The organism is Streptomyces sp. NPDC005141, assembly GCF_053599975.1.
On record NZ_JBSFYW010000052.1, the window covers coordinates 22,257 to 40,523 of the forward strand.

Consider the following 18,267-nt stretch of genomic DNA (forward strand, 5'->3'; position numbering starts at 1 on the left):
GCCCGGCGCTCCACGAGCACCGCCTCCGGTCATCCCGGAGGCGGTGCTTTTTTGTGCCGCGCCTTCAGGCACCGCATGCCCCCCGACGAGGACATCGCCCGGCGCGCGGCCGGTTTCAGTGTCCGGGGATCACCAGGTCGGCCCGTTCCCGGGGGCGGGTCGTGGTCAGGTAGTGCTCCTCCGCCAGACGCCAGCGGGCCTCCCAATCGATGGGGCCGTGGTCGTCACCGCGGGCTCGGAGCCGGCGCAGGGATTCGTCGGGCGGGGTGTCGACGTACACCACCAGGTCGTAGTGGTCGGCGAGTTCGGGTCGAGCCGCATACACACCCTCGACGATGACGATGCCGTCCCGGGCGACCGCGAGTCTCCCGTCCGTCGCCAGGGCTCCGGTCGACCAGTCGTAGCGCCGGTAGCCCGCGTCGCGGCCGTCGGTGAGCGGGGTGAGCACCTCGTCGCGCAGCCGTTGCCAGTCGAAGTAGCGGTCGTAGCCCTGGGCGGGAGTCAGTCCGGCGCGTTCGTCCGCGTCCATCGGGCGGTAGAAGTCGTCTCCGTGCACGACCACGGCACCCCCGGCCCCGGCCACGGCCGAGGCCAGGGTGGACTTTCCCGAGCCGCCCATGCCGTCGATGGCGATCAGCGCGAACCCTCGGCGGCTTCGGGAGCGGGCGGCCGCCGCGACCCGCTCGGCACCGTTCTGGATCTTCGTCATGGGGCCATTGTGGCGACATCGCCCGCTCGGCCCCTGCCGGACAGGAACATCCGCACGTTCACAGCGGCTCGAGCCGTCCGGGCCTTCAAGGTCGTACAACACGACTGAGGGGCCGACATCATGATGTCGGCCCCTCGATCTTCGAGTAGCGGGGACAGGATTTGAACCTGCGACCTCTGGGTTATGAGCCCAGCGAGCTACCGAGCTGCTCCACCCCGCGTCGTTGAACTGAACTCTACGCCATCTTTTCCGACCGCAAGACCATGATCGCCCGCACACGGGCCACGCAGGGGCGTCCCCGGCGCCCGGGAACCCGTCGGACCGGGTTTCTCCGCAAGCGTGTTCCTCCGCTCACGGGACAGCCGGGGCGGGGGCACCGGAGCGGCCCGCCCGCGCCCTGCGCGTGGGCAGCGCTCCGGCCGCCCGGTCAACGGCTTCGCGGTACAGGCCGGAGCGCTCCGAGCGGTGTCACACATCGGTGGGCAGACCGCTCACCTCGGCGATGCCGCGCAGTTCCTCGTCCTGGCGGTGCCGCTCCCCGATGAAGTCGGCGATCTCCTTGCACCGCTCGGGATCATCCGCGGTACCCGAATCCGTGACGACCCGGACGACCCCGATCTCCTCGGTCTCCAGCTCGACGATCCGGTTGTCCAGGCGTCCTGTGACGGCTACGGCGACCACGAGCGACGCCTCGTCACGGACCTCCTGCGAGACGCTGTCGGGTTCCGCGCCGTCCAGATTCAGTTCGATCGCTCCCGCCCTCTCCTCCCTGATCGCTTCGAGTACGGGCTCGACCATGCGCAGCAAGAGCGCGTAGTCCGCCGGAGCCATACGCAGGCGGAGCATTTCGAGGTACAGGTCGAGGGGCCGGTCATCCGGTGCCTGCTCTGATGCGTCCATGGAGCTTCGCCTTCCCCAATGTGGACGACATGATCGCGTCTTCCACCAGCATGCTGTGAATCGGCACACACCGCCGGTCGAGAGCGTCGCCCTGAACGCGGCCGAGGGGGCCCGTGCCCTGTCCACACAGGCCACGAGCCCCCTCAGAACTCATCCGTCGGAACTCGCCCGTCAGGACGTGTCCGTCCTGACGGGTCCGTGTCACATCTGGCTGCGCCGGATACGGCGGAGCAGTACGAAGCCCGCGATCACGAAGATCCCGCCGATCGCGGCCGGCCAGAGCTGCGCCCCGGTCTCGGCGAGCCCACCGCCCCCGACCGCCTGCGGCTCGGTCTGCGAGGCCGCCGACTGGTCCGATCCGGCCGCGGGTGCCGTCTGAGCGGGCGTGCCCACTTCGGCGCTCCGGTCGTCGCCCGTGATGTCGTGCGACGACGTCACATCGGCCTTGGGCTCCACGTCGACGGGAGACGCGTTGCCGTCCGCCGGCTCGGTGCTCGGTGCGTCGTCCGAGGGCTCCTCGGTCTGACCGCCGCCGTTGTCACCGGGGGCTGATCCCCCGTTGTCGTCGGAGGGGTCATCCGCGGTGGGTGCCGGCTGCTCCGTGGGCTCCTCGGAGGGGTTCGGGGCTTCCTCAGAAGGATCGGGGGCTTCCTCGGACGGGTTCGGTGCTTCCTCGGAGGGATCCGGGGCTTCCTCGGAGGGGTTCGGGGGCTCGGCGCTCTGCGACGGGTCCTCCGGCTCCTCGCCCCCCGCACCCGCGCCGCACTTCCGGCCGGCGTTGATGCAGTCGACCATGTCCTTCATCAGGCCCTCGTCGAAGACGTTGATGAAGTCGCCGTGGTCCGTGACCGGCTTGTGCAGCTGCTCGGGGAAGGAGTCCACCGCGAACAACGGTGACGTACGGCCACCGTCCTGCAGACTCGGCGCGTCGATGTCGTAGACGATGCGCTGGACCAGCTGCGGAATGGCCTTGAAGCCGCCGGGGCAGTTGCCCTCGGCATCCGCGAAGGCCACGTGGGCACGGTGGTTGGCGCTGTCGATGTTCGCACCGTCCCAGCAGCTCTGGAACTTGAAGGTGCGGACCACGTCGCTGCCCTGCGGACAGACCGGGTACTTGTCCTTCAACTGCCGGTCCTCGAAGCCGGTGCAGCTCCAGGAGGCGTTGGCGTTGGCGTTGCCGTTGACGAACGCCTTGGCGTCACCCGTGATGATGCGCAGCAGGCGCGGCATGGCCGTCACCTTGCTGCGCGGGCTGCCGACGAAGGTCAGCGTGACCTGCTTGGGAGTGACGATCTCACCGGCGTTGCCCTCGGTCCCGCCTCCGGCGGCGTCGGCGTCCTTCTCGCGGGTTCCGTTCTGGAGACGCACCACGGGCCAGTAGTAGGTGGACTTGTCGCCTTCGTCCTGGCAGGACGTGTCGGCCTTGGCCAGATCGCCGTCACTGGCGAAGGCGTTGTTGGACTGGTTGCCGACGTAGTCGTGGAAGTGGTGGGCGCCGTTGGTGACACCGGGAGCCACGATCACGTTGTCGGAGTTGAACAGTCCGTTGGCGTTCACGCCGCAACTGGTGGCGAACTCGCCCTGGGAGGCGTTGTCCTGGGGTCGCGGGTTCTGCGCGTTGGGCTGGACCGACTTGATGTCCGCGAAGTCGGCGGCCACGGGGCCGTTGCCGGCCGGGGCGCCGCCGCCCTGCTGGTCGCCCTGGCCCGCGGCACCGCCCTGGTCCTGTCCCGCGCCACCCTGTGCGCCGTCGCCCTGACCGCCGTTCTCCCCGCCACCGGACTGGTTGCCGGAGGAGCGCAGTTCGCAGGCCGCGAGGTCGTCGAGCCCGTCCGGCCGCTCGCCCGCGCCGTCGATGGCGGCCACGATGCGGCCGATCGACTCGATGCGCTTCTCCTTGAGCGGATTCATGATGGCGTCGGCGTCGCTGTCGCCGTTCTGCTGCATCTGGTCGGCTTTTGCCTGGAGTTGCTGATAGGCCTCGGCGATCTGCTGGTCCAGGAGCGCGAGTTCCTTGTCGACATCCCCCTTCGCGGCTTCCGGGACCGACGTCAACTCGTCCCCGATGTCAGGGCAGTCGATGGTGGCGGCACCGGCGGACAGGACGTTCGCGCCCTGCTGGTCGCCGCCCGCCCCGCTCTCGGTCGCGGATGCGTAGACGTTGACTGCTACCAGTCCGCCTCCGCCCAGTATCAGCGCGACAGCTGCAGAGGTCGCGCGTCGTGCGCCCGTGGGGCGTCTGCGCGTGTTGCGTCCCAAGGTAGTGCTCCTACGCGTCGTGGTCGGCTCGGCATGGAAATCCCCCAGCCCTATACGCACGCGGATCCTGGTGTGTTCAACCGCCTCTCGAATTCACAGCAACACCGTATGGAGCAACCGTATGGAGGAAGGGTCCGAAGACACGTCGGGGACGCCGGAGGACCGGCCCGTCCCGGCGAACCGGGGCCGGGCGAGGGCGGCGCGGTCCTCCCGCGGTTGCAGCGGACGCGGTCCGGTGGCCTGATGGGAAGACTGCACCACACGTGGGCCCTGGGCGTAGCCCTGGCCATGACCTGGGCGGGTGGGCAGGGTCGGCTGCTCCGCCGCTTCCACCGTGGGCACGACCAGGGCCACGGCGTGAGGCGGGTGAACAGGTGGCGGGAGCGGAGATCGACTACGGCGGCGTGTTCCACGCCCTGCCCGGCATGGTCGCGCTGCTCACCCCGCAGATGGTCTTCCTGGACGCGAACGAGGACTATCTGGCCAACTCCGGCCGCTCCCGCGAGCAGCTGGTCGGCCGGTATCTGTTCGACGTGTTCCCCGACCGGCCGGACGACTCGGCTGCCAACGGGATGCGGAACCTGGAGGCGTCCCTGCGCCGGGTCGTGGAGACCGGGGAGCGCGACGCCATGGCCCTGCAGCGCTATGACGTCGAGTCCTTGGACAGGCCGGGGGTCTGGCAGGATCGGTACTGGAGCCCTGTCAACGCTCCCGTGTTCGACACGGACGGCAACGTGGTGCTGCTGGTCCACCGGGTGGAGGAGGTCACCGAACTCGTCCGCGCCCGCGGCGGGGTGACGCACGGCGACCGGACCCCCGTACTGGAGGCCGAGTTGTACAAGCGGGCCAAGGAGCTGCAGGAGGTCAACGATCGTCTGCGGCGGGCCCACGCCCGCGAACGGGAGGTCGCCGTCGCCCTCCAGGACGCGCTGCTGCCCTCACCCCACCAAGTGGGGCCCCACCACGCCGCCGTGCGCTACCGGCCGGCCACGAGTGCGCTGAACGTGTGCGGCGACTGGTACGACCTGGTGGGCCTGACCGGCGACCGCATGGCGATCGCGGTGGGCGATGTCGTGGGCCACGGCCTGTCGGCTGCCTGCGTCATGGGCCAGTTGCGCAGTGCCCTCAGTGCCGCGTCCCGGGCCTCCAGCGGCCCCGCGCGAGCCCTGGAGGTGCTCGGGCTGTACGCGCGTTCCGTCGAGGGCGCCGAGTCCACCACGGCGGTGACGGCCTGCATCGACTGGGAGACCCACACCATCACCTACAGCAGTGCCGGTCATCCCCCGCCCGCCCTGCTGCACGGCGACGGGAGGGTGGAGTTCCTGGACCGGGCGACCGATCCTCCCCTCGGAGCCCGGCCGGAGCACGTGCCCCGCCCCGAGGCCACTACGGACTTCGCCGGGGGCGACACCCTGGTCCTGTACACGGACGGTCTGATCGAACGCCGCACCGAAGACATCGACGTCGGCCTCGGACGTCTCGCCGCCGCCCTGGCCGACCACCGGGAGGCGGAGCCCGATGCCCTAGCCGACGCCCTCCTGTCGGATCTGCTCCCGCCCGGCGGCGCCACCGACGACACGGCCCTGGTGATCCTCCCGCTGTGAGCCGAACCGGCGACGGACGGCGGCACCGAAGCGAGCGGCGGTGGCCGAGGGCGTCATGCCGCGGAAGGCATCACGCGGCGAAGGTCGCGGGGACGAGGCGGTTGGGAACGTACGACGGCAAGCACACATCCGGCGACGAGCCCCGTGGCCTGGGCGGCCAGATCACGCAGCGGCCCGGTGGCCATCGGTCCCGGTCCCTCCGCCACGGCGCGCGGCGGCATCCGGGGGTACAGCGAGCGTACGGGACCGAGCAGTTCGGGCCGGCCACCGAACCACAACTTGAGGATGCCGCGTTCCCGAGCCTCCACCGGGACGAAGGCGGGGTCGTCCAGCCAGCCCCGCAGGGCCGCCCTGCCCTGGTCCATCAGCGTCAGCACCCTGCGGTCGCGGCCGCTCTCCTGGCGCACCTGTGACAACAGCCCGGCCTCGAGGAGGCGGTCGCACTGCGCGTACACCTGTGCGTGCGGCACCGACCAGAAGGGCGCGACCGTACGTGCGGCCTCCCCCTTGACGTCGTACGCGCTGGCCTCGCCCAACTTGTCGATGATGCCGAGCACGAGAAACGAGGCGGTGGTCAACCGAGCATCAGCCATGGGGCGACCGTATCGCCACCCGATCACCACGCGGCAGGCGCCGTCCGACGCGAAGAAGCCCCGGGTGCCCGGCACAATGCGGGGTAGACGGGCGATCACACAGCCGACCGCACTTCAGGCCCGCGGGGCACCCACGCAAGGAGTTCCTGTGACCACCTACGTCATCACCGTTCCCGGGACGTTCGTCCACGGCCTCTCGGACGCGTCCCGCGCCGACGTGGAACGCAGGCTTCGCCCTCAGGACCCTCAGAACACGGACCTGGGCGAGACCGAAGAGCTGAGCCTCCTGACCGTCGACGAGAACCACACGTTCTCCGTCCGGCTCGAAGTCGAGGCGGCGAATCAGAAGAGCGCCGAGGTCGAGGCCGTCCGGCTCGTCGCCGGCGCGCTCCGCGACAGCGGCCTCTCGGAGGACGACGCCCCGCTGGGGCCGGCCGCCGTCACGGGGATCGACCGGGAATTCTGACAGCGCGCGCCGCCGCGGCGTTCCTCCGGAGGTCCGGGTCGGTCTCAGGCCGGACGTACGACGCTGTGGATCGACCCCTGCCCGGCGTAGTGGATCGACTCCTCGGCGATCCGCGCACCGGGACTCGGGGCGTGGATCATCATGCCGTCACCGACATAGAGGCCGACATGGCTCACGTTGCCGTGGAAGAAGACCAGGTCACCCGGCTGGATACCGGTGAGGGCGATCGCGGGGCCGACCTTTACCTGGTCCTGCGTCGAGCGGGGGAGCAGCACCCCGGCGCTCTTCCAGGCCGCCTGGGTGAGGCCGGAGGGGTCGTACGAACCGGGTCCGGACGCGCCCCACACGCACGGCCTGCCGACCTGCGCACGGGCGAAGGCGACCGCCTCCGCGGCCCTGCTGTCGTATCCGACGACCGGTGCGGCGGCGGGAGCGGCAACGGTGCCGGCAGCCGCGCCGACACGGGTGAGGCTGTCGATATCGAACCCCGGAGTCGGATCGACGGGCGCGGGGGCCGTGGGCCAGGGCTGGTCGCCTCCGGCCGGCCACGGCTGCCGCCACCCGGCGTCGACGGGCAGGGCCGCCGACGCGAAGGAAGCTGGAAGAGGCGCCGACTCGAACGAGGTCGGCAGCGGTGCCGCTGCGAACGAGGTGGGCATGGGCGCCGGCTCAAAGGATGCGGGCAGGGGTGCCGACGCGAACGAGGTGGGCATGGGCGTCGATTCGAAGGATGTGGACAGGGGTGCCGACGCGAACGAGGTGGGCATGGGCGCCGGCTCAAAGGATGTGGGCAGGGGTGCCGACGCGAACGAGGTGGGCAACGGTGCCGACTCGTACGTAGTCGGCAAAGGTGCCGACTGGAACTGCGCGGGCAGCGGCACCGACTCGAACGAGGTGGGCAACGGAACCGACTCGAACGAGGTGGGCCGGGGCGCCTCCACCGCCGGGCGGTACTCCACGGCCGACCGGTACTCCATCGCCGGAGCCTGCACGACCGGCATGCTCTGCCGCGCGATGTGCCTCGACAGCAGCGCCTGCGCGGCGGCCAGTTGGCGCCGGGCACGATCCTTCTTGACCTGGAGCGGGGACAGCTGCGACGCGGCGTCAGGAGCGGATGCCGTCGGCAGGGCCGCACGAACCGCCGCCCCAGGCCCCGCTGCTGCCGGGCCGCGCCCGGCCGTCAGTTCGGCCGCCGGACCCGCTGTCAGTTCCAGCACGGGGCGCGCGGTCAGTTCCGGAGTCGGACCCGCGGTCAGCTCTCGTGCCGGTGCCGCGGTCAACTCGGCTACAGGGCGGCCGGCTTGCTCCACCTGATATGTCGTCGGGCCATCGGCCGGACGTCTCGCGCCCTGTGTCGGGCGGGCGGCTTCCCGACCGCGGCTCGGCTGCCTGTCGGCCGGAAGCACGGCCGGGGCCGAGGGTCCGAGCCGGGAGCGCGCCCCGTCGAACCACTGCCGCATCAGGTCGGCCTGGGCGGGGTCGACATCCGCGCGTCCCTGACCGGCGGCTCGCCGGTCGGGCTTGCGGGAGAGGTTCGCCAGGGCGCGGGTCGCGTTGAAGTTGCCGGTGGCGTTCTCCGCCTGGTCGTAGAGCGACGAAAGCCGTTGGCGGACTTCTTCCCGGCTGGGCTCAGCGCGCCCGGCGGGCGACTGGGCGTTCCCCGTGGGGGCGAGCGTCGACTCGCGCGACACGGCCATCGCCGCGACGGCGGCGTCCCGCACGCTCGGCAGATTGGTGCCCGAGGTGGGCGGGGTGCGTTCCGGCGCCATGGGAGTGGCACTCCTTCCGTCATCCGCCTACCGGGTTAGCTGTCGGGTTCGGGCGGACGGTTCCGGAAGGTATGCCCTACGGCCCTTGCCTTGTGAGGCAGTTGGGCCGATTCACCCCAAGTTCGGTGGGTCCCCGGCTCCGGCTGCCACGGGGACAGCCAGGACTCGGCGGAGGCCGCGCCGCCCGGCGAGCTTCGCCGGAGGGAGTCGGACGGCCTGGTCGCCAACTTAGCCATGTTGTGCACCCCATGTGAAGATCCACGTCCCAGATGTCCGATACATTTTCGTGACCTTCATCGCACGACCTCGCAGGGCGACGGTGAGGGCACGCGCCGTACTCAGAACAGCGGCGGAGCAACCCCGTTGGGGGCGATCGGAACTCTCTTCCCGTCCGGCCGCCCTGGTCCAGCCCCTCCCGCCCCGCCGCTCATGCGTCCCGCGGACCAGGTCGCGCCCTCCCTGCCTGTCGGAAGTGCGTAAGGAACTGGCGTCCCCTGACAGCTCGTTCGACATCGACGGCGCCCGATGGTCACACCGTGACCGGTTGTGGCCGAGCTGGGCGGATCACCGCTGTGACCACGTCCCGGCCGTACCTTCGAGGCACGGAAGACCACGAGAGCGAGTCGAGGATCCCCACGTGCACGATGCGCCGATCTATGCCCAACTGATCTCCGAACGCGGCGACATACCCACGCTCGTCCGGAGCGAAGCCCGTCGGCTGCAACGCGACTTCGAATGGATCCTCAGCTGGGATCCGTCGACGGGCGCCCCGCTCCCCGCCTCCGCCGCACGACTGGCGGCCGGCCCTCGCCGCGGCTTCTCCACCGGCCCGGACCCCGACGACCGGCTGGACTCGACCGGCCACTAGGACCTGTCCCGGTCGGTCGCGGCGGAGACGCGGGCGCCGGTCTCCTCCGCCGTGATCGGCCGGACAGGGTTCTAGAGAACCCCGGGTTCGCTGCCGGGCCACTCGGCGGAGAGCGGTCCGAGCCCACCGTCACCCCGGGCCACCAGCTCGGCGACCGTCGAGGCCGTCGCCCGATGCCAGGTGCCCGCGCGTCGGAGCATCGCGTGGTCACCGCCCTCGACCCGCACCGCGCTCGCGGCGGAGCCCGCCTCGTCGGCCCGGCGGACGAGGGCGAACGACGCCGCGGGATCGGTGACCCGGTCCCGGTCTCCGTGCAGCACGATCACGCGCTTGTCCCGGAGGTGGGCCACCGGCTCGCCCTCCGGGCACCAGGGCGCTAGGGCGACCACGCCCCGGACCTGCGGCGCGGCCGCTGCCCGCAGGGCGGCGCGACCGCCCATCGAGTGGCCCACGAGCACCACCGGCACCTCCCCCACCAGATCGGCGAGTTCGGCGAGCGCCTGCCGGACGTCGGCGACAGGGTCGGCGTCCGCACCGTTCCACCCTCTGTGGCGGTAGCGCACCTGCCCGACGAACACGTCCTCGTCCGGCAGCGCCCGCGTCACAGCACGTACGAAGGGCCGCATGCGCACACGGGCGACATGCCACGGACGTGACGGGGCCCGGCTGTCCGCCCTGCCACCGTGAAGGATCAGCACGGCGGCGCGCGTCGGACCCGAACCCGGACCGGTGGCGCGACACGGCTCCAGCGCCGCGGGTGTCCCGGTCGCCCCGGGCCGGGACACATCACCGGCGGACATCCGCGCTGAGCCTCGCATGGCACCTCTTCACCTTCACGGCGTCTCTCCACGCCTCGCACCGGCCGAGGAAGAATCGTCCCACCGGCCACTGGATATCCGTAGCCGAAGGGACAACGGTTTGGTGGCGGACCGGGAGAGGTCACGACCAGTCCTCAAGGATCGGGTGAGCCCTGCGGACCGCGCCCCGGTTCCAGAGGCCACAGTCCGGGCCACAGTCCGGGTCACAGCCGGGTCACAGGTCCGGTGCCGCTCCGCGGAGCGCGTGCCGACGGGGGCGGCGACTCACTCGGTAGTCTCGGGCCGGGCGCGGTAGCCGTTGCGCCACTCCTGATAGAGACGCCACAGGCGTTCGGCCCGCGGGCAACGCCCCGACTCCCGCCGGCACGTACGGCAGCTGCCGACGTGACTGACGTACGCGGCCTCGGGGGCGTCTCGCCCCGGTTGCGGATTCGTCATGGCCCTCGGCACCCGTCGGCACGACGTGCACGGGCGCAGCGCCGCTACTGATGCCGTACTTCCGCGCCGAGGGCCGCGGCGGATGCACTTGTCGCGGCTCGATTCCCCTCGGCCGTGGGTGGCTTGCCCGCTTTGCCCCCGCCCGCCCACGTCACAGCGCCCGACGAGCGACCCCGGATGACGGAAGCGGGCTGCCGAATGGCCGGCCCTGACGTCCGACAGCCGCTGCCTGCCGCCTCTGACCACCGCCTACCGCCCCACCGCCCGGCGGGCGTCAGTCGAGGAGGCCTACGTCCTCCACCGCGGGGAACGGCTCGTCGAACTGAGGCCTGCGGACGTGCAGATGGGCCACCTCGAACGCCATCTCGGAGATCTCCGGGGGTGGCGCCGGGTGGTAACGCCCCGCGCACACGGACAGGTTGACGATGAGGTAGGCCCGCCAGGTCCTGCCCACGCCGCGCCGGTCGGCGAAGGCGCGGGTCCCGTTCACCCACCACACGACACGGTGGGCGCCGAACTCGACCACCAGGTCTACCCAGGCTCCCGGCCCGATGGCCTCGTCCCGGTAATAGCGGTGGGTGCCGCGTACATGGTTGGAGAGTTCCAGCAGGTCGGGGTTGTCGGGGTGGTACTCGAAGAGGTCGATCTCCTGACCGCCGTCGCACCACGTCCAGATGGCCGGCCAGGCGCCGGTCTCGGTGGGCAGCCTGACCCGCGTCTCCAGCACGTCTCCCGTGCGGACCATGAACGCGTCCGCGCTCCCCTCGGTGGTCAGCAGGCCCGCGTTCCATCTGCCGTCCGGTCGCCGGGTCGCTCTGAAGCGGCCCGTCCGGCAATAGGCCGGGTCGGCCACCAGATGGTCGAGCTTGTCGTCGTCCGGATTGACCGGACCGCCGTCGGGATAGGCCCAGGAATGTCCCGCGACCCATTGACGGGCCGAGGTGAAATCCGCGGTGAAGACGACATCTGACACGCGGCGCTCCTTGGTGTCGGCGTTCGCGTACGGCCCAGGTTCTCCCCGCCGCACCGTCGCCCACACCACGTTCGCGACGACCTGCCGCGAAACAACCCTTCGGGGTGAACCGGTGGCACGCCGGTGTGCCGGCCGGCCATCACGCGCCGCGGCGGAGCCGGTCGAGCGCAGCACCTCGGCGCACGGTCCTCGGAGCTAACCGCGCGACACGACGGCGTCCGGCCAGGCCCCTCGTTCGGCCAGGTCGAGGACCAGGGCCGCGATGTTCCACGCGTCGTCCTCGCCCCGGTGATGCCTGCCTTCCAGTGGCAGTTCCGCGATCCGCAGGGCCTGCGCCATGCCGGGCCGCTTCCGCAAGCCGCGAGCGGCGGTGAAGACCGCCTTGGCGTTGGTGTGCCGGTGGCCGAAGGGGTACGGGGTCGCCGCGGCGGCGCACTGACGGGTGAACTGATGCCGGTCGTAGTCGCCCCAACTCGCCCACGGCCGCTCCCCCGCGCGATGACAGGCGGCCAACTCACGGCAGGCCGCCGCGAAATCGAGTCCTTCCGCGACCTCGTCCTGGGTCAGCCCGGTCAGCTCCGTGCAGAAGGCGCTGACCGTCGACCGCGCGGGCCGCACAAGAAGACGGTGCTTCTCCACCCGCACGCCCTGGTCCAGGTCGACGACCGTCAGCCCGATCTCGATGATCTCGCTCACGGCTCCGGGCGGGGGCGGGCCTTCCCAGCAGGTCGCCTCGACATCGACGACGTTCAGCAGTCCCCCGGCTGTGTCCATGCGGGTGAGCGTAGGAGGCGGCACGTCACCGCGTCATCGGGTTTTCCGCCACGGTGCCCCGGTCCGCCGGCAGTCGGACCGATGGGTCACGGGCGCGGCCAGGGACGACCACCGATGCGCTCGATGTCGGTGTTGAAGCGCCGCAGATAGGAGGCGAAGGCGGCGATGTCCGGCTCCGACCAGTCGGCCATGACACGGTCCAGGGAACTGATCAGCCCCTGGCGCTCCTCGTCGAGGAGGCGCGCGCCCTCGTCCGTGATGCGGAACTTGCGGGCCATGCCGCCCTCGGGGTCCGGGATGCGCTCGACGAGCCCGGCGCGCATCGCCGCCGCGGTCTGCCGGTTGAGGGTGGAGGCGTCGAGCCCGAAGGCGTCGCTCAGTTCGCCGATCGACATCGGCCCCTGGACCCGGATACGGCTGAGCAGGATGTAGGCGCTGCGCTCCAGGACGCCGTCCTTGGTGCGGCCGCCCCGCTGGTTCAGCAGGCCATGGCGGCTGAGCAGCATCTGCTCGTACTCGACCTCGTGTGTGGGCCTGACCATCCGCCTGCCGCCTCCCGTCGTCACCTGAGCCGCGCACCCCGCAGATTTCGGTGCGGCCCTCCTCCATGCTCCCACACCTGCATGCATGAGCCACATCACATGCGCGATACATACGACGTGTACGATGCACATCTCTTGCCACCGAAGACAGAACCCGAGGAGTCCCTGATGGACGCCCCCCAGCCCTCCGCCCGAGCGGGCGGCGTGGTCGCCACGCTCGCCTTCGCCGGCACCGTGGCGGCGATCATGCAGACGCTGGTCACCCCGCTCATCGCCGAGCTGCCGCAGATCCTGCACACCACATCCGCGAACTCCGCCTGGGTGATCACCGTCACCCTGCTGGTCGCGGCCGTCTGCGTCCCGGTCTCCGGCCGCCTGGGCGACCTGGTGGGCAAGCGGCGGATGCTGCTCGCCTGCTCCGTCCCGCTCGTGGTGGGCTCCGTCGTGTGCGCCCTCTCCTCGTCCATCACCCCGATGATCGTCGGACGGGGCCTGCAGGGCATGGGCATGGGCATGGTGCCGCTGGGCATCGCCCTGCTGCGCGACGTCGTGCCGAAGGAGAAGCTGAGCTCCTCCATCGCGCTGGTCAGCGCCTCCATGGGTATCGGCGGCGGCCTCGGCCTGCCCATATCCGCGGCGGTCGCCCAGTACGCGAACTGGCGCGTGCTGTTCTGGGGCTCCGCCGTGCTCGCCGCGGTGATCGGAACGCTGATCTGGTTCCTCATCCCGGACGTGCCGGCCAGCGCCAAGGGTCAGCGCTTCGACGGGCTCGGCGCGCTCGGGCTCGGCATCGGCCTGGTCTGCCTGCTCCTCGGCGTCTCCAAGGGCGCCGACTGGGGCTGGGGCTCGGCGACGACGCTCGGACTGCTCGTCACCGCGGTGGTGGTCCTGCTCGCCTGGGGTGCCTGGGAGCTGCGCACCCAGGACCCGCTGGTCGACCTGCGCACGACGGCCCGCCCCCGGGTCCTGCTCACCAACGTCGCCTCGATCTTCGTCGGATTCGGCATGTACGCCAGCATGCTGATCATCCCGCAGCTGCTGCAGTTCCCCGAGACCACCGGCTACGGCCTGGGCCAGTCGATGCTCGCGTCCGGCCTGTGGATGGCACCCGGCGGCATCATGATGATGATCGTCTCTCCGTTCGGCGGGAAGCTCACCGACGCCCGCGGCCCGAAGTTCACGCTGATCTGCGGTGTTCTCGTCATCGCCCTCGGTTACGGACTGTCGCTGGCGCTCATGGGTTCGCCCTGGGGTCTCATGCTGGTCGGCATGGTCATCAACAGCGGCGTCGGCCTCGCCTACGGCTCGATGCCGGCCCTGATCATGAGCTCGGTCCCGCTCTCCGAGACCGCCGCCGCCAACGGCTTCAACACGCTGATGCGCTCCCTGGGCACCTCCGTCGGCTCGGCGGTGGTCGGCGTCATCCTCGCCCAGATGACGACGAGCGCGGCCGGCTACAGCTTCACCTCCGAGAGCGGTTTCCGCACCGGCCTCATCGTCGGTGGCGCCGTCGCCCTGGTGGCCGCCGCGATCGCGGCCGTCATCCCGGCAGCCCGCGCCGCTCTCGCCGGCGACACGACCGGCCCCGCGGCCACGCCCGAAACGGCCGCCGCCGCGCGCTGAGGCCCGCGTCGTACCCGCACCGGTTCCGGCGGTCCACCGGCCGCCGGAACCGGTGCATCCGTCGTACCTCCGAACCGCTCCGCCCGCCGTACGTCCCGACCGGCGCACCGACCGGGAGCTGCGCCTCTCCCTCGCATCGAGGTGGCTACGGACGCCCGGAACTCCCCGGCGCCCTCACCGTGAGCGGCTGTTCGGCGTACGCCGCCTCCTCGACCACCGTGGATCTGCCCAGGTAGGTGAGCGGTCCAGGGTCCTCGACGGGGATCTCGTGGAAGCCGAGACGGTCGTAGAACGCCCGCGCGGGCGTGTTGGCGGTGACCATCCCCAGATGGACGGCGCGCACCTCGCGGTCGTGCAGAGCGGTCAGGAAGGTGTTCATCAACGCCCTTCCGTAACCGCGCCGTTGGAAGTCCGACAGCAGGTCGATGTGCAAGTGCGCCGGGTGGTCGGCGAGTTCGGGCAGGATCATGCGCTCGGGCGTGTGCAGCAGCCCGACCATCTCCTCGCTCGGCGTGCGGGGCGCTGCCGTGAGGGCGGGATAGCGGTGCGCGACGCGCGGAATCCAGGTGTCGCGGAACCTCGCGACGAACTCCGCGGTGTCCCTGGTACCGACGACATAGCCGACCGCCCGGCCGCTCCCGTCGTCCAGGACGAAGGCCAGTTCGGGCTCGAGATGACAGTAGGGCTCGGCGAAGAGCGTCGGCATCAACTCCTCGTCGGGAAACCGGGCGCGCGAATCCCCTCCCTCGTCCGCGGTGCTCACACACACGTCGGCGACGGCTGCGCGGTCGGTGGGCCGGTAGGCGCGAATGGTCGGCAATGGGTTCATGAGCGGCATCCTGACGCCTTGGGAGCGCTCCCACAAGAGGTGCGGGAAGAGCGGCCGTACAGCAACGGACACCTGATGCCGCCCCCTGCCCCGGTCCTGGCGCCTGCGACGCTCCGCCGGGAACGGCAGTGACCGCCCCTGGCCGCCCAAGGCGTGCGCGGCCGTTTCCGGACGGGGAGACTCGTGGCATGGCACCTCACGAGGCAGCGGAACACGGGTGGACCGTCGCCGAGGACGGCGGCCGGCCGGAGGGGCGGAGTTGCTCGCATCTGGAGCACGCCGTGTCCGAAGCGGGCTCCGCCGACGCGGGCGGCTGCGCGGAGTGCCTCGCCCAGGGCACTTCCTGGGTGCACCTTCGCGCCTGTCTGACCTGCGGGCATGTGGGCTGCTGCGACAGCTCCCGGGGCCGGCACGCGACCGCGCACCACGAGCTGTCCGGGCATCCGCTGGCCCGGTCCCTGGAGGCGGGCGAGACCTGGGCCTGGTGCTACAGCGACGAGGTCTTCCTCCGCCCGGATCCGCGTTGAGCCCCGCATGCCTGCGCGCGGAGGCCCGCCGGGGCGCCATGCATCCATGCCGAGCCGCACCCCCCGGACACGCGCTGAGGGCCCAGGCGCCGAGGGCCCGGACACGTGCCGAGACGCCGACCGGTCGCGTCCGCTCCCCCGCCGGGAGCACGCGGACACCCGTATGGCGATCGCGCCGACCGAGGGCCGCGGCCGGTGAGGCGGCAAGGAACGGGGCGCCCGTGCGTGCCATGCTGGAAGTCCGGATCATGACGCGGGAGCAGGGAAAAGCGGCAGCGTGAGGACAGTGACACGGCCGAGTCGGGCGGGGATCTGGGACCGGTTCGCGGCAGCCGACCCGGGTCTGCTGCGACTCATGGCAGGCCTGCGGACCGTCGGTGCCATCGCGTTCGCGCTCGCCGTCCTCGGTCTCCTCGGAGCCGGTGTCGGTCACATGGTGACCGGCGCCATGGCCGCCCTGGTCGCGACCTTCGCCCTCAAGGAGAAGCAGCGCCGCGAGCAGGCGCTCACGCTGGCGCTCGGCCTGCCCGTGGCGGTCGCGGCGATGTCGCTGGGCGCGCTGCTGAGCGGCCATGTCGTCGCGGGCGACGTGTTCTTCATCGTGCTCATCTTCGTCGCGGTCTACTGCCGCCGGTACGGCGATCGCGGGACGGCGCTCGGACTGATCGGGTTCCAGGTCTACTTCGTGTCCCTCTTCGTCGGCGCCACCCCCTCCACACTCCCCGTACTGTGCGCGATCCTGGCCATCGGCTTCGCGTGCAGCGCGGTGGTGCGCTTCGTCGTCGTCGTCGAGACACCCGAACGCGTCCTCAACCGGCTGCGCGAGGCGTTCCGGGCCCGCTTCGCCCAGTTGGTGCGCGCCCAGACCGAGTTGCTCGACCCCGACACCGAGCACGTCGAGAAGGCGCTGGACGACGTACGGCTGCGTACTCGGCGGCTGCACGAGAGCGCGATGATGATCCAGGGCCGCCTGGAGGAGGGCACCAGCGACAGCACGACCGCCTCGCTGCTCCAGCGACGGGTGGCCGACGCCGAGATCTCCGCCGAACGGCTCGGTCTCCTCATCCTCACCGCTCGCAGCGCCGAACGCGCCCACACGCTCACCCTGCACCTGCCCCACGCACCCCTGCCCGCGGCCGGCGACCGGCTCCGGGCGCAGGACGACACGACCGCGGTGCTGCGCCGTGATCTCGACGCGCTGCGGCTCCTCGTGGTCCGCCCCGTCTCCGGTGAGCACGGCACCGGACTGGCACAGGTGCGCAACCGGCTGCTCGGCTACCGGGACGAGGAGAACCTGCCGCGTGCGTCGGCGGCCGTGCAGGACGTCTTCCGTGGCATCGGAGAGGCGGCCCGCGCCGTCCTCGGTCTGCGCCTGGCGATCGACGGCCCCCAGGACGAGTCCGACGACACCCCCGAGACGATTCGTTCCCGGGAGGAACTGGACGCCGAGGACGTCGCCATCGCCGCCGAGGAGGCGGAGCTCGACGAGCCGGACCCCAAGGGACTGGACCGGCCCACGACCCGGGCGGCGGTGCAGGTCTCGGTGGGGTCGGCCCTGGCCATCGTCGGCGGAGAAATGCTCTCGCCTCAGCGGTGGTACTGGGCGGTGCTGACCTGCTGGGTGGTCTTCCTGAACACCTCCTCGACGGGGGAGATCATGGTCAAGGGCTACCGTCGGCTGCTGGGCACGGTCCTCGGCGTCATCGCGGGTGTCGCGCTGGCGGGCGTGGTCGGCAACCACACCTGGACGGCGTTCACGCTGGTGCTGCTGTTCATCTTCGCCATGTACTTCACCGCCCCGCTGTCGTACATCCTCTCGTCCTTCTTCGTGACGGCGATGCTGGGACTGCTGTACACCCTGCTCAACACCTACAGCCCGGCGGTGCTCGTCCTGCGGATCGAGGAGACCGCGCTCGGCGCCGTCTGCGGGATGGTCGCGGCCGCCCTGGTCCTCCCGGTCCCCACCGACCGCCGTACGGACGAACTCCTCGCCACGGTGCTGGTCCGGCTCAGGGACGTCAGTGACGCGGCGGTGGAGCAGTTGAGCGGCGGCGTCTCGCTCGATCTGCTGGACAAGGCCCGCGATCTGGACACGGCCCTGGACGATCTGCGGTCCTCCACCAAGCCGCTGACGCACCGGATCAATCCGTTGCGGGCGCGCCGGCACACCGCCCGCTACGTCGTCGCACTGCTGGAGACGTGCGCCTATCACGCACGGACGTTGGCGGCGACGGCCGAACTCGTCCCCTACAGCAGGACGATCGCCGCGGACCCTCGGCTCAAGCTGGCGGGCAGCCGGATCAGTCGCAACATCGATGTCCTCGTCGCACGGGTGGCGGACGACGCCGGCGACGGCGTCGCGGAGACCGGAGCGAGCCTCGCCTCCATGCTGGAGCCGCAGACACCGGACGCGCCACGCCACGACCGCGTCACGGGCCGGGTCCTGCGGCACCTCCAGCGCCTGGACGAAGGGGTGATCGGCCTGGCCCGCCCGCTGGGGGTGCGGGTCGCCACGCCCGACGTGAAGCCGTCGCGGGACGTGGCGTCCCAGGGCTGACACGACCAGGGCGTGGCG

At 71.3% G+C, this 18,267-nt stretch carries 16 protein-coding genes, 1 tRNA gene and 1 riboswitch; of the genes, 6 read left to right on the forward strand and 11 right to left on the reverse strand.

Annotated features, from left to right (window positions below; genetic code table 11):
* Positions 1–115: 115 nt before the first annotated feature.
* The 4 genes from ACWD68_RS31370 to ACWD68_RS31385 form a co-directional block, all read right to left on the reverse strand.
* Positions 116–709 (reverse strand): uridine kinase family protein, encoded by a 594-nt coding sequence (locus tag ACWD68_RS31370; protein WP_451809833.1) that lies wholly within the window; start codon positions 707–709, stop codon positions 116–118.
* Between the two features lie 146 nt (positions 710–855).
* Positions 856–929 (reverse strand) — tRNA-Met (locus ACWD68_RS31375).
* Between the two features lie 248 nt (positions 930–1,177).
* Positions 1,178–1,609, reverse strand: coding sequence for a hypothetical protein (locus tag ACWD68_RS31380; RefSeq protein ID WP_266754914.1), 432 nt, complete (start codon positions 1,607–1,609; stop codon positions 1,178–1,180).
* 201 nt (positions 1,610–1,810) lie between these two features.
* A complete protein-coding gene (locus ACWD68_RS31385; protein WP_451809834.1) occupies positions 1,811–3,868 on the reverse strand; it encodes a DUF1996 domain-containing protein in 2,058 nt (685 codons plus the stop codon).
* A 374-nt stretch (positions 3,869–4,242) separates the two neighbouring features.
* Between ACWD68_RS31385 and ACWD68_RS31390 the strand changes: the two genes are divergently transcribed.
* A complete protein-coding gene (locus ACWD68_RS31390) occupies positions 4,243–5,472 on the forward strand; it encodes a PP2C family protein-serine/threonine phosphatase (RefSeq protein WP_451809835.1) in 1,230 nt (409 codons plus the stop codon).
* 53 nt (positions 5,473–5,525) lie between these two features.
* Here ACWD68_RS31390 and ACWD68_RS31395 read toward each other — a convergent pair whose 3' ends face one another.
* Positions 5,526–6,065, reverse strand: coding sequence for a PadR family transcriptional regulator (locus tag ACWD68_RS31395; RefSeq protein WP_451809836.1), 540 nt, complete (start codon positions 6,063–6,065; stop codon positions 5,526–5,528).
* Positions 6,066–6,213: 148 nt separating this feature from the next.
* Between ACWD68_RS31395 and ACWD68_RS31400 the strand changes: the two genes are divergently transcribed.
* Complete coding sequence (locus tag ACWD68_RS31400) at positions 6,214–6,531, forward strand: hypothetical protein (RefSeq protein WP_451809837.1); 318 nt, start codon at positions 6,214–6,216, stop codon at positions 6,529–6,531.
* A 44-nt stretch (positions 6,532–6,575) separates the two neighbouring features.
* Here the strand turns inward: ACWD68_RS31400 and ACWD68_RS31405 are convergent, their stop codons facing one another.
* Positions 6,576–8,300 carry an NlpC/P60 family protein gene (locus ACWD68_RS31405; RefSeq protein WP_451809838.1) on the reverse strand — a complete coding sequence of 575 codons (1,725 nt, stop codon included), beginning with the start codon at positions 8,298–8,300 and terminating at the stop codon, positions 6,576–6,578.
* 8 nt (positions 8,301–8,308) lie between these two features.
* Positions 8,309–8,481: riboswitch (cyclic di-AMP (ydaO/yuaA leader) on the reverse strand.
* A gap of 456 nt (positions 8,482–8,937) precedes the next feature.
* Between ACWD68_RS31405 and ACWD68_RS31410 the strand changes: the two genes are divergently transcribed.
* Positions 8,938–9,168 carry a hypothetical protein gene (locus tag ACWD68_RS31410; protein WP_451809839.1) on the forward strand — a complete coding sequence of 77 codons (231 nt, stop codon included), beginning with the start codon at positions 8,938–8,940 and terminating at the stop codon, positions 9,166–9,168.
* Positions 9,169–9,239: 71 nt separating this feature from the next.
* Here the strand turns inward: ACWD68_RS31410 and ACWD68_RS31415 are convergent, their stop codons facing one another.
* From ACWD68_RS31415 to ACWD68_RS31430, 4 genes are all read right to left on the reverse strand, one after another.
* Positions 9,240–9,866: an alpha/beta fold hydrolase gene (locus ACWD68_RS31415; RefSeq protein ID WP_451809870.1), complete on the reverse strand. Its 627-nt coding sequence runs from the start codon at positions 9,864–9,866 to the stop codon at positions 9,240–9,242.
* A gap of 832 nt (positions 9,867–10,698) precedes the next feature.
* Positions 10,699–11,397 carry a beta-glucanase gene (locus tag ACWD68_RS31420; RefSeq protein WP_451809840.1) on the reverse strand — a complete coding sequence of 233 codons (699 nt, stop codon included), beginning with the start codon at positions 11,395–11,397 and terminating at the stop codon, positions 10,699–10,701.
* A 195-nt stretch (positions 11,398–11,592) separates the two neighbouring features.
* Complete coding sequence (locus tag ACWD68_RS31425; RefSeq protein ID WP_451809841.1) at positions 11,593–12,171, reverse strand: exonuclease domain-containing protein; 579 nt, start codon at positions 12,169–12,171, stop codon at positions 11,593–11,595.
* Positions 12,172–12,257: 86 nt separating this feature from the next.
* The gene (locus tag ACWD68_RS31430) at positions 12,258–12,713 is read right to left on the reverse strand and encodes a MarR family winged helix-turn-helix transcriptional regulator (protein WP_451809842.1); all 456 of its coding nucleotides are present in this window, start codon (positions 12,711–12,713) and stop codon (positions 12,258–12,260) included.
* A gap of 168 nt (positions 12,714–12,881) precedes the next feature.
* On the opposite strand from ACWD68_RS31430, the gene ACWD68_RS31435 reads away from it, so the two are divergent.
* Positions 12,882–14,336: an MFS transporter gene (locus ACWD68_RS31435; protein WP_451809843.1), complete on the forward strand. Its 1,455-nt coding sequence runs from the start codon at positions 12,882–12,884 to the stop codon at positions 14,334–14,336.
* 145 nt (positions 14,337–14,481) lie between these two features.
* Here ACWD68_RS31435 and ACWD68_RS31440 read toward each other — a convergent pair whose 3' ends face one another.
* A complete protein-coding gene (locus ACWD68_RS31440; protein ID WP_451809844.1) occupies positions 14,482–15,165 on the reverse strand; it encodes a GNAT family N-acetyltransferase in 684 nt (227 codons plus the stop codon).
* A gap of 188 nt (positions 15,166–15,353) precedes the next feature.
* Between ACWD68_RS31440 and ACWD68_RS31445 the strand changes: the two genes are divergently transcribed.
* Both ACWD68_RS31445 and ACWD68_RS31450 read left to right on the forward strand, forming a co-directional pair.
* Positions 15,354–15,692 (forward strand): UBP-type zinc finger domain-containing protein, encoded by a 339-nt coding sequence (locus ACWD68_RS31445; RefSeq protein ID WP_451809845.1) that lies wholly within the window; start codon positions 15,354–15,356, stop codon positions 15,690–15,692.
* A gap of 277 nt (positions 15,693–15,969) precedes the next feature.
* Positions 15,970–18,249 (forward strand): FUSC family protein, encoded by a 2,280-nt coding sequence (locus ACWD68_RS31450; protein WP_451809846.1) that lies wholly within the window; start codon positions 15,970–15,972, stop codon positions 18,247–18,249.
* The last annotated feature ends 18 nt before the right edge of the window (positions 18,250–18,267 follow it).

What these genes read in the sequence shown, in the direction of transcription:
- ACWD68_RS31425 (WP_451809841.1), bottom strand. Translation starts at nt 12,171, where the DNA reads ATGGACACAGCCGGGGGACTGCTGAACGTCGTCGATGTCGAGGCGACC.
- ACWD68_RS31440 (WP_451809844.1), bottom strand. Translation starts at nt 15,165, where the DNA reads ATGAACCCATTGCCGACCATTCGCGCCTACCGGCCCACCGACCGCGCA.
- ACWD68_RS31430 (WP_451809842.1), bottom strand. Translation starts at nt 12,713, where the DNA reads ATGGTCAGGCCCACACACGAGGTCGAGTACGAGCAGATGCTGCTCAGC.
- ACWD68_RS31405 (WP_451809838.1), bottom strand. Translation starts at nt 8,300, where the DNA reads ATGGCGCCGGAACGCACCCCGCCCACCTCGGGCACCAATCTGCCGAGC.
- ACWD68_RS31370 (WP_451809833.1), bottom strand. Translation starts at nt 709, where the DNA reads ATGACGAAGATCCAGAACGGTGCCGAGCGGGTCGCGGCGGCCGCCCGC.
- ACWD68_RS31395 (WP_451809836.1), bottom strand. Translation starts at nt 6,065, where the DNA reads ATGGCTGATGCTCGGTTGACCACCGCCTCGTTTCTCGTGCTCGGCATC.
- ACWD68_RS31445 (WP_451809845.1), top strand. Translation starts at nt 15,354, where the DNA reads ATGGCACCTCACGAGGCAGCGGAACACGGGTGGACCGTCGCCGAGGAC.
- ACWD68_RS31435 (WP_451809843.1), top strand. Translation starts at nt 12,882, where the DNA reads ATGGACGCCCCCCAGCCCTCCGCCCGAGCGGGCGGCGTGGTCGCCACG.
- ACWD68_RS31380 (WP_266754914.1), bottom strand. Translation starts at nt 1,609, where the DNA reads ATGGACGCATCAGAGCAGGCACCGGATGACCGGCCCCTCGACCTGTAC.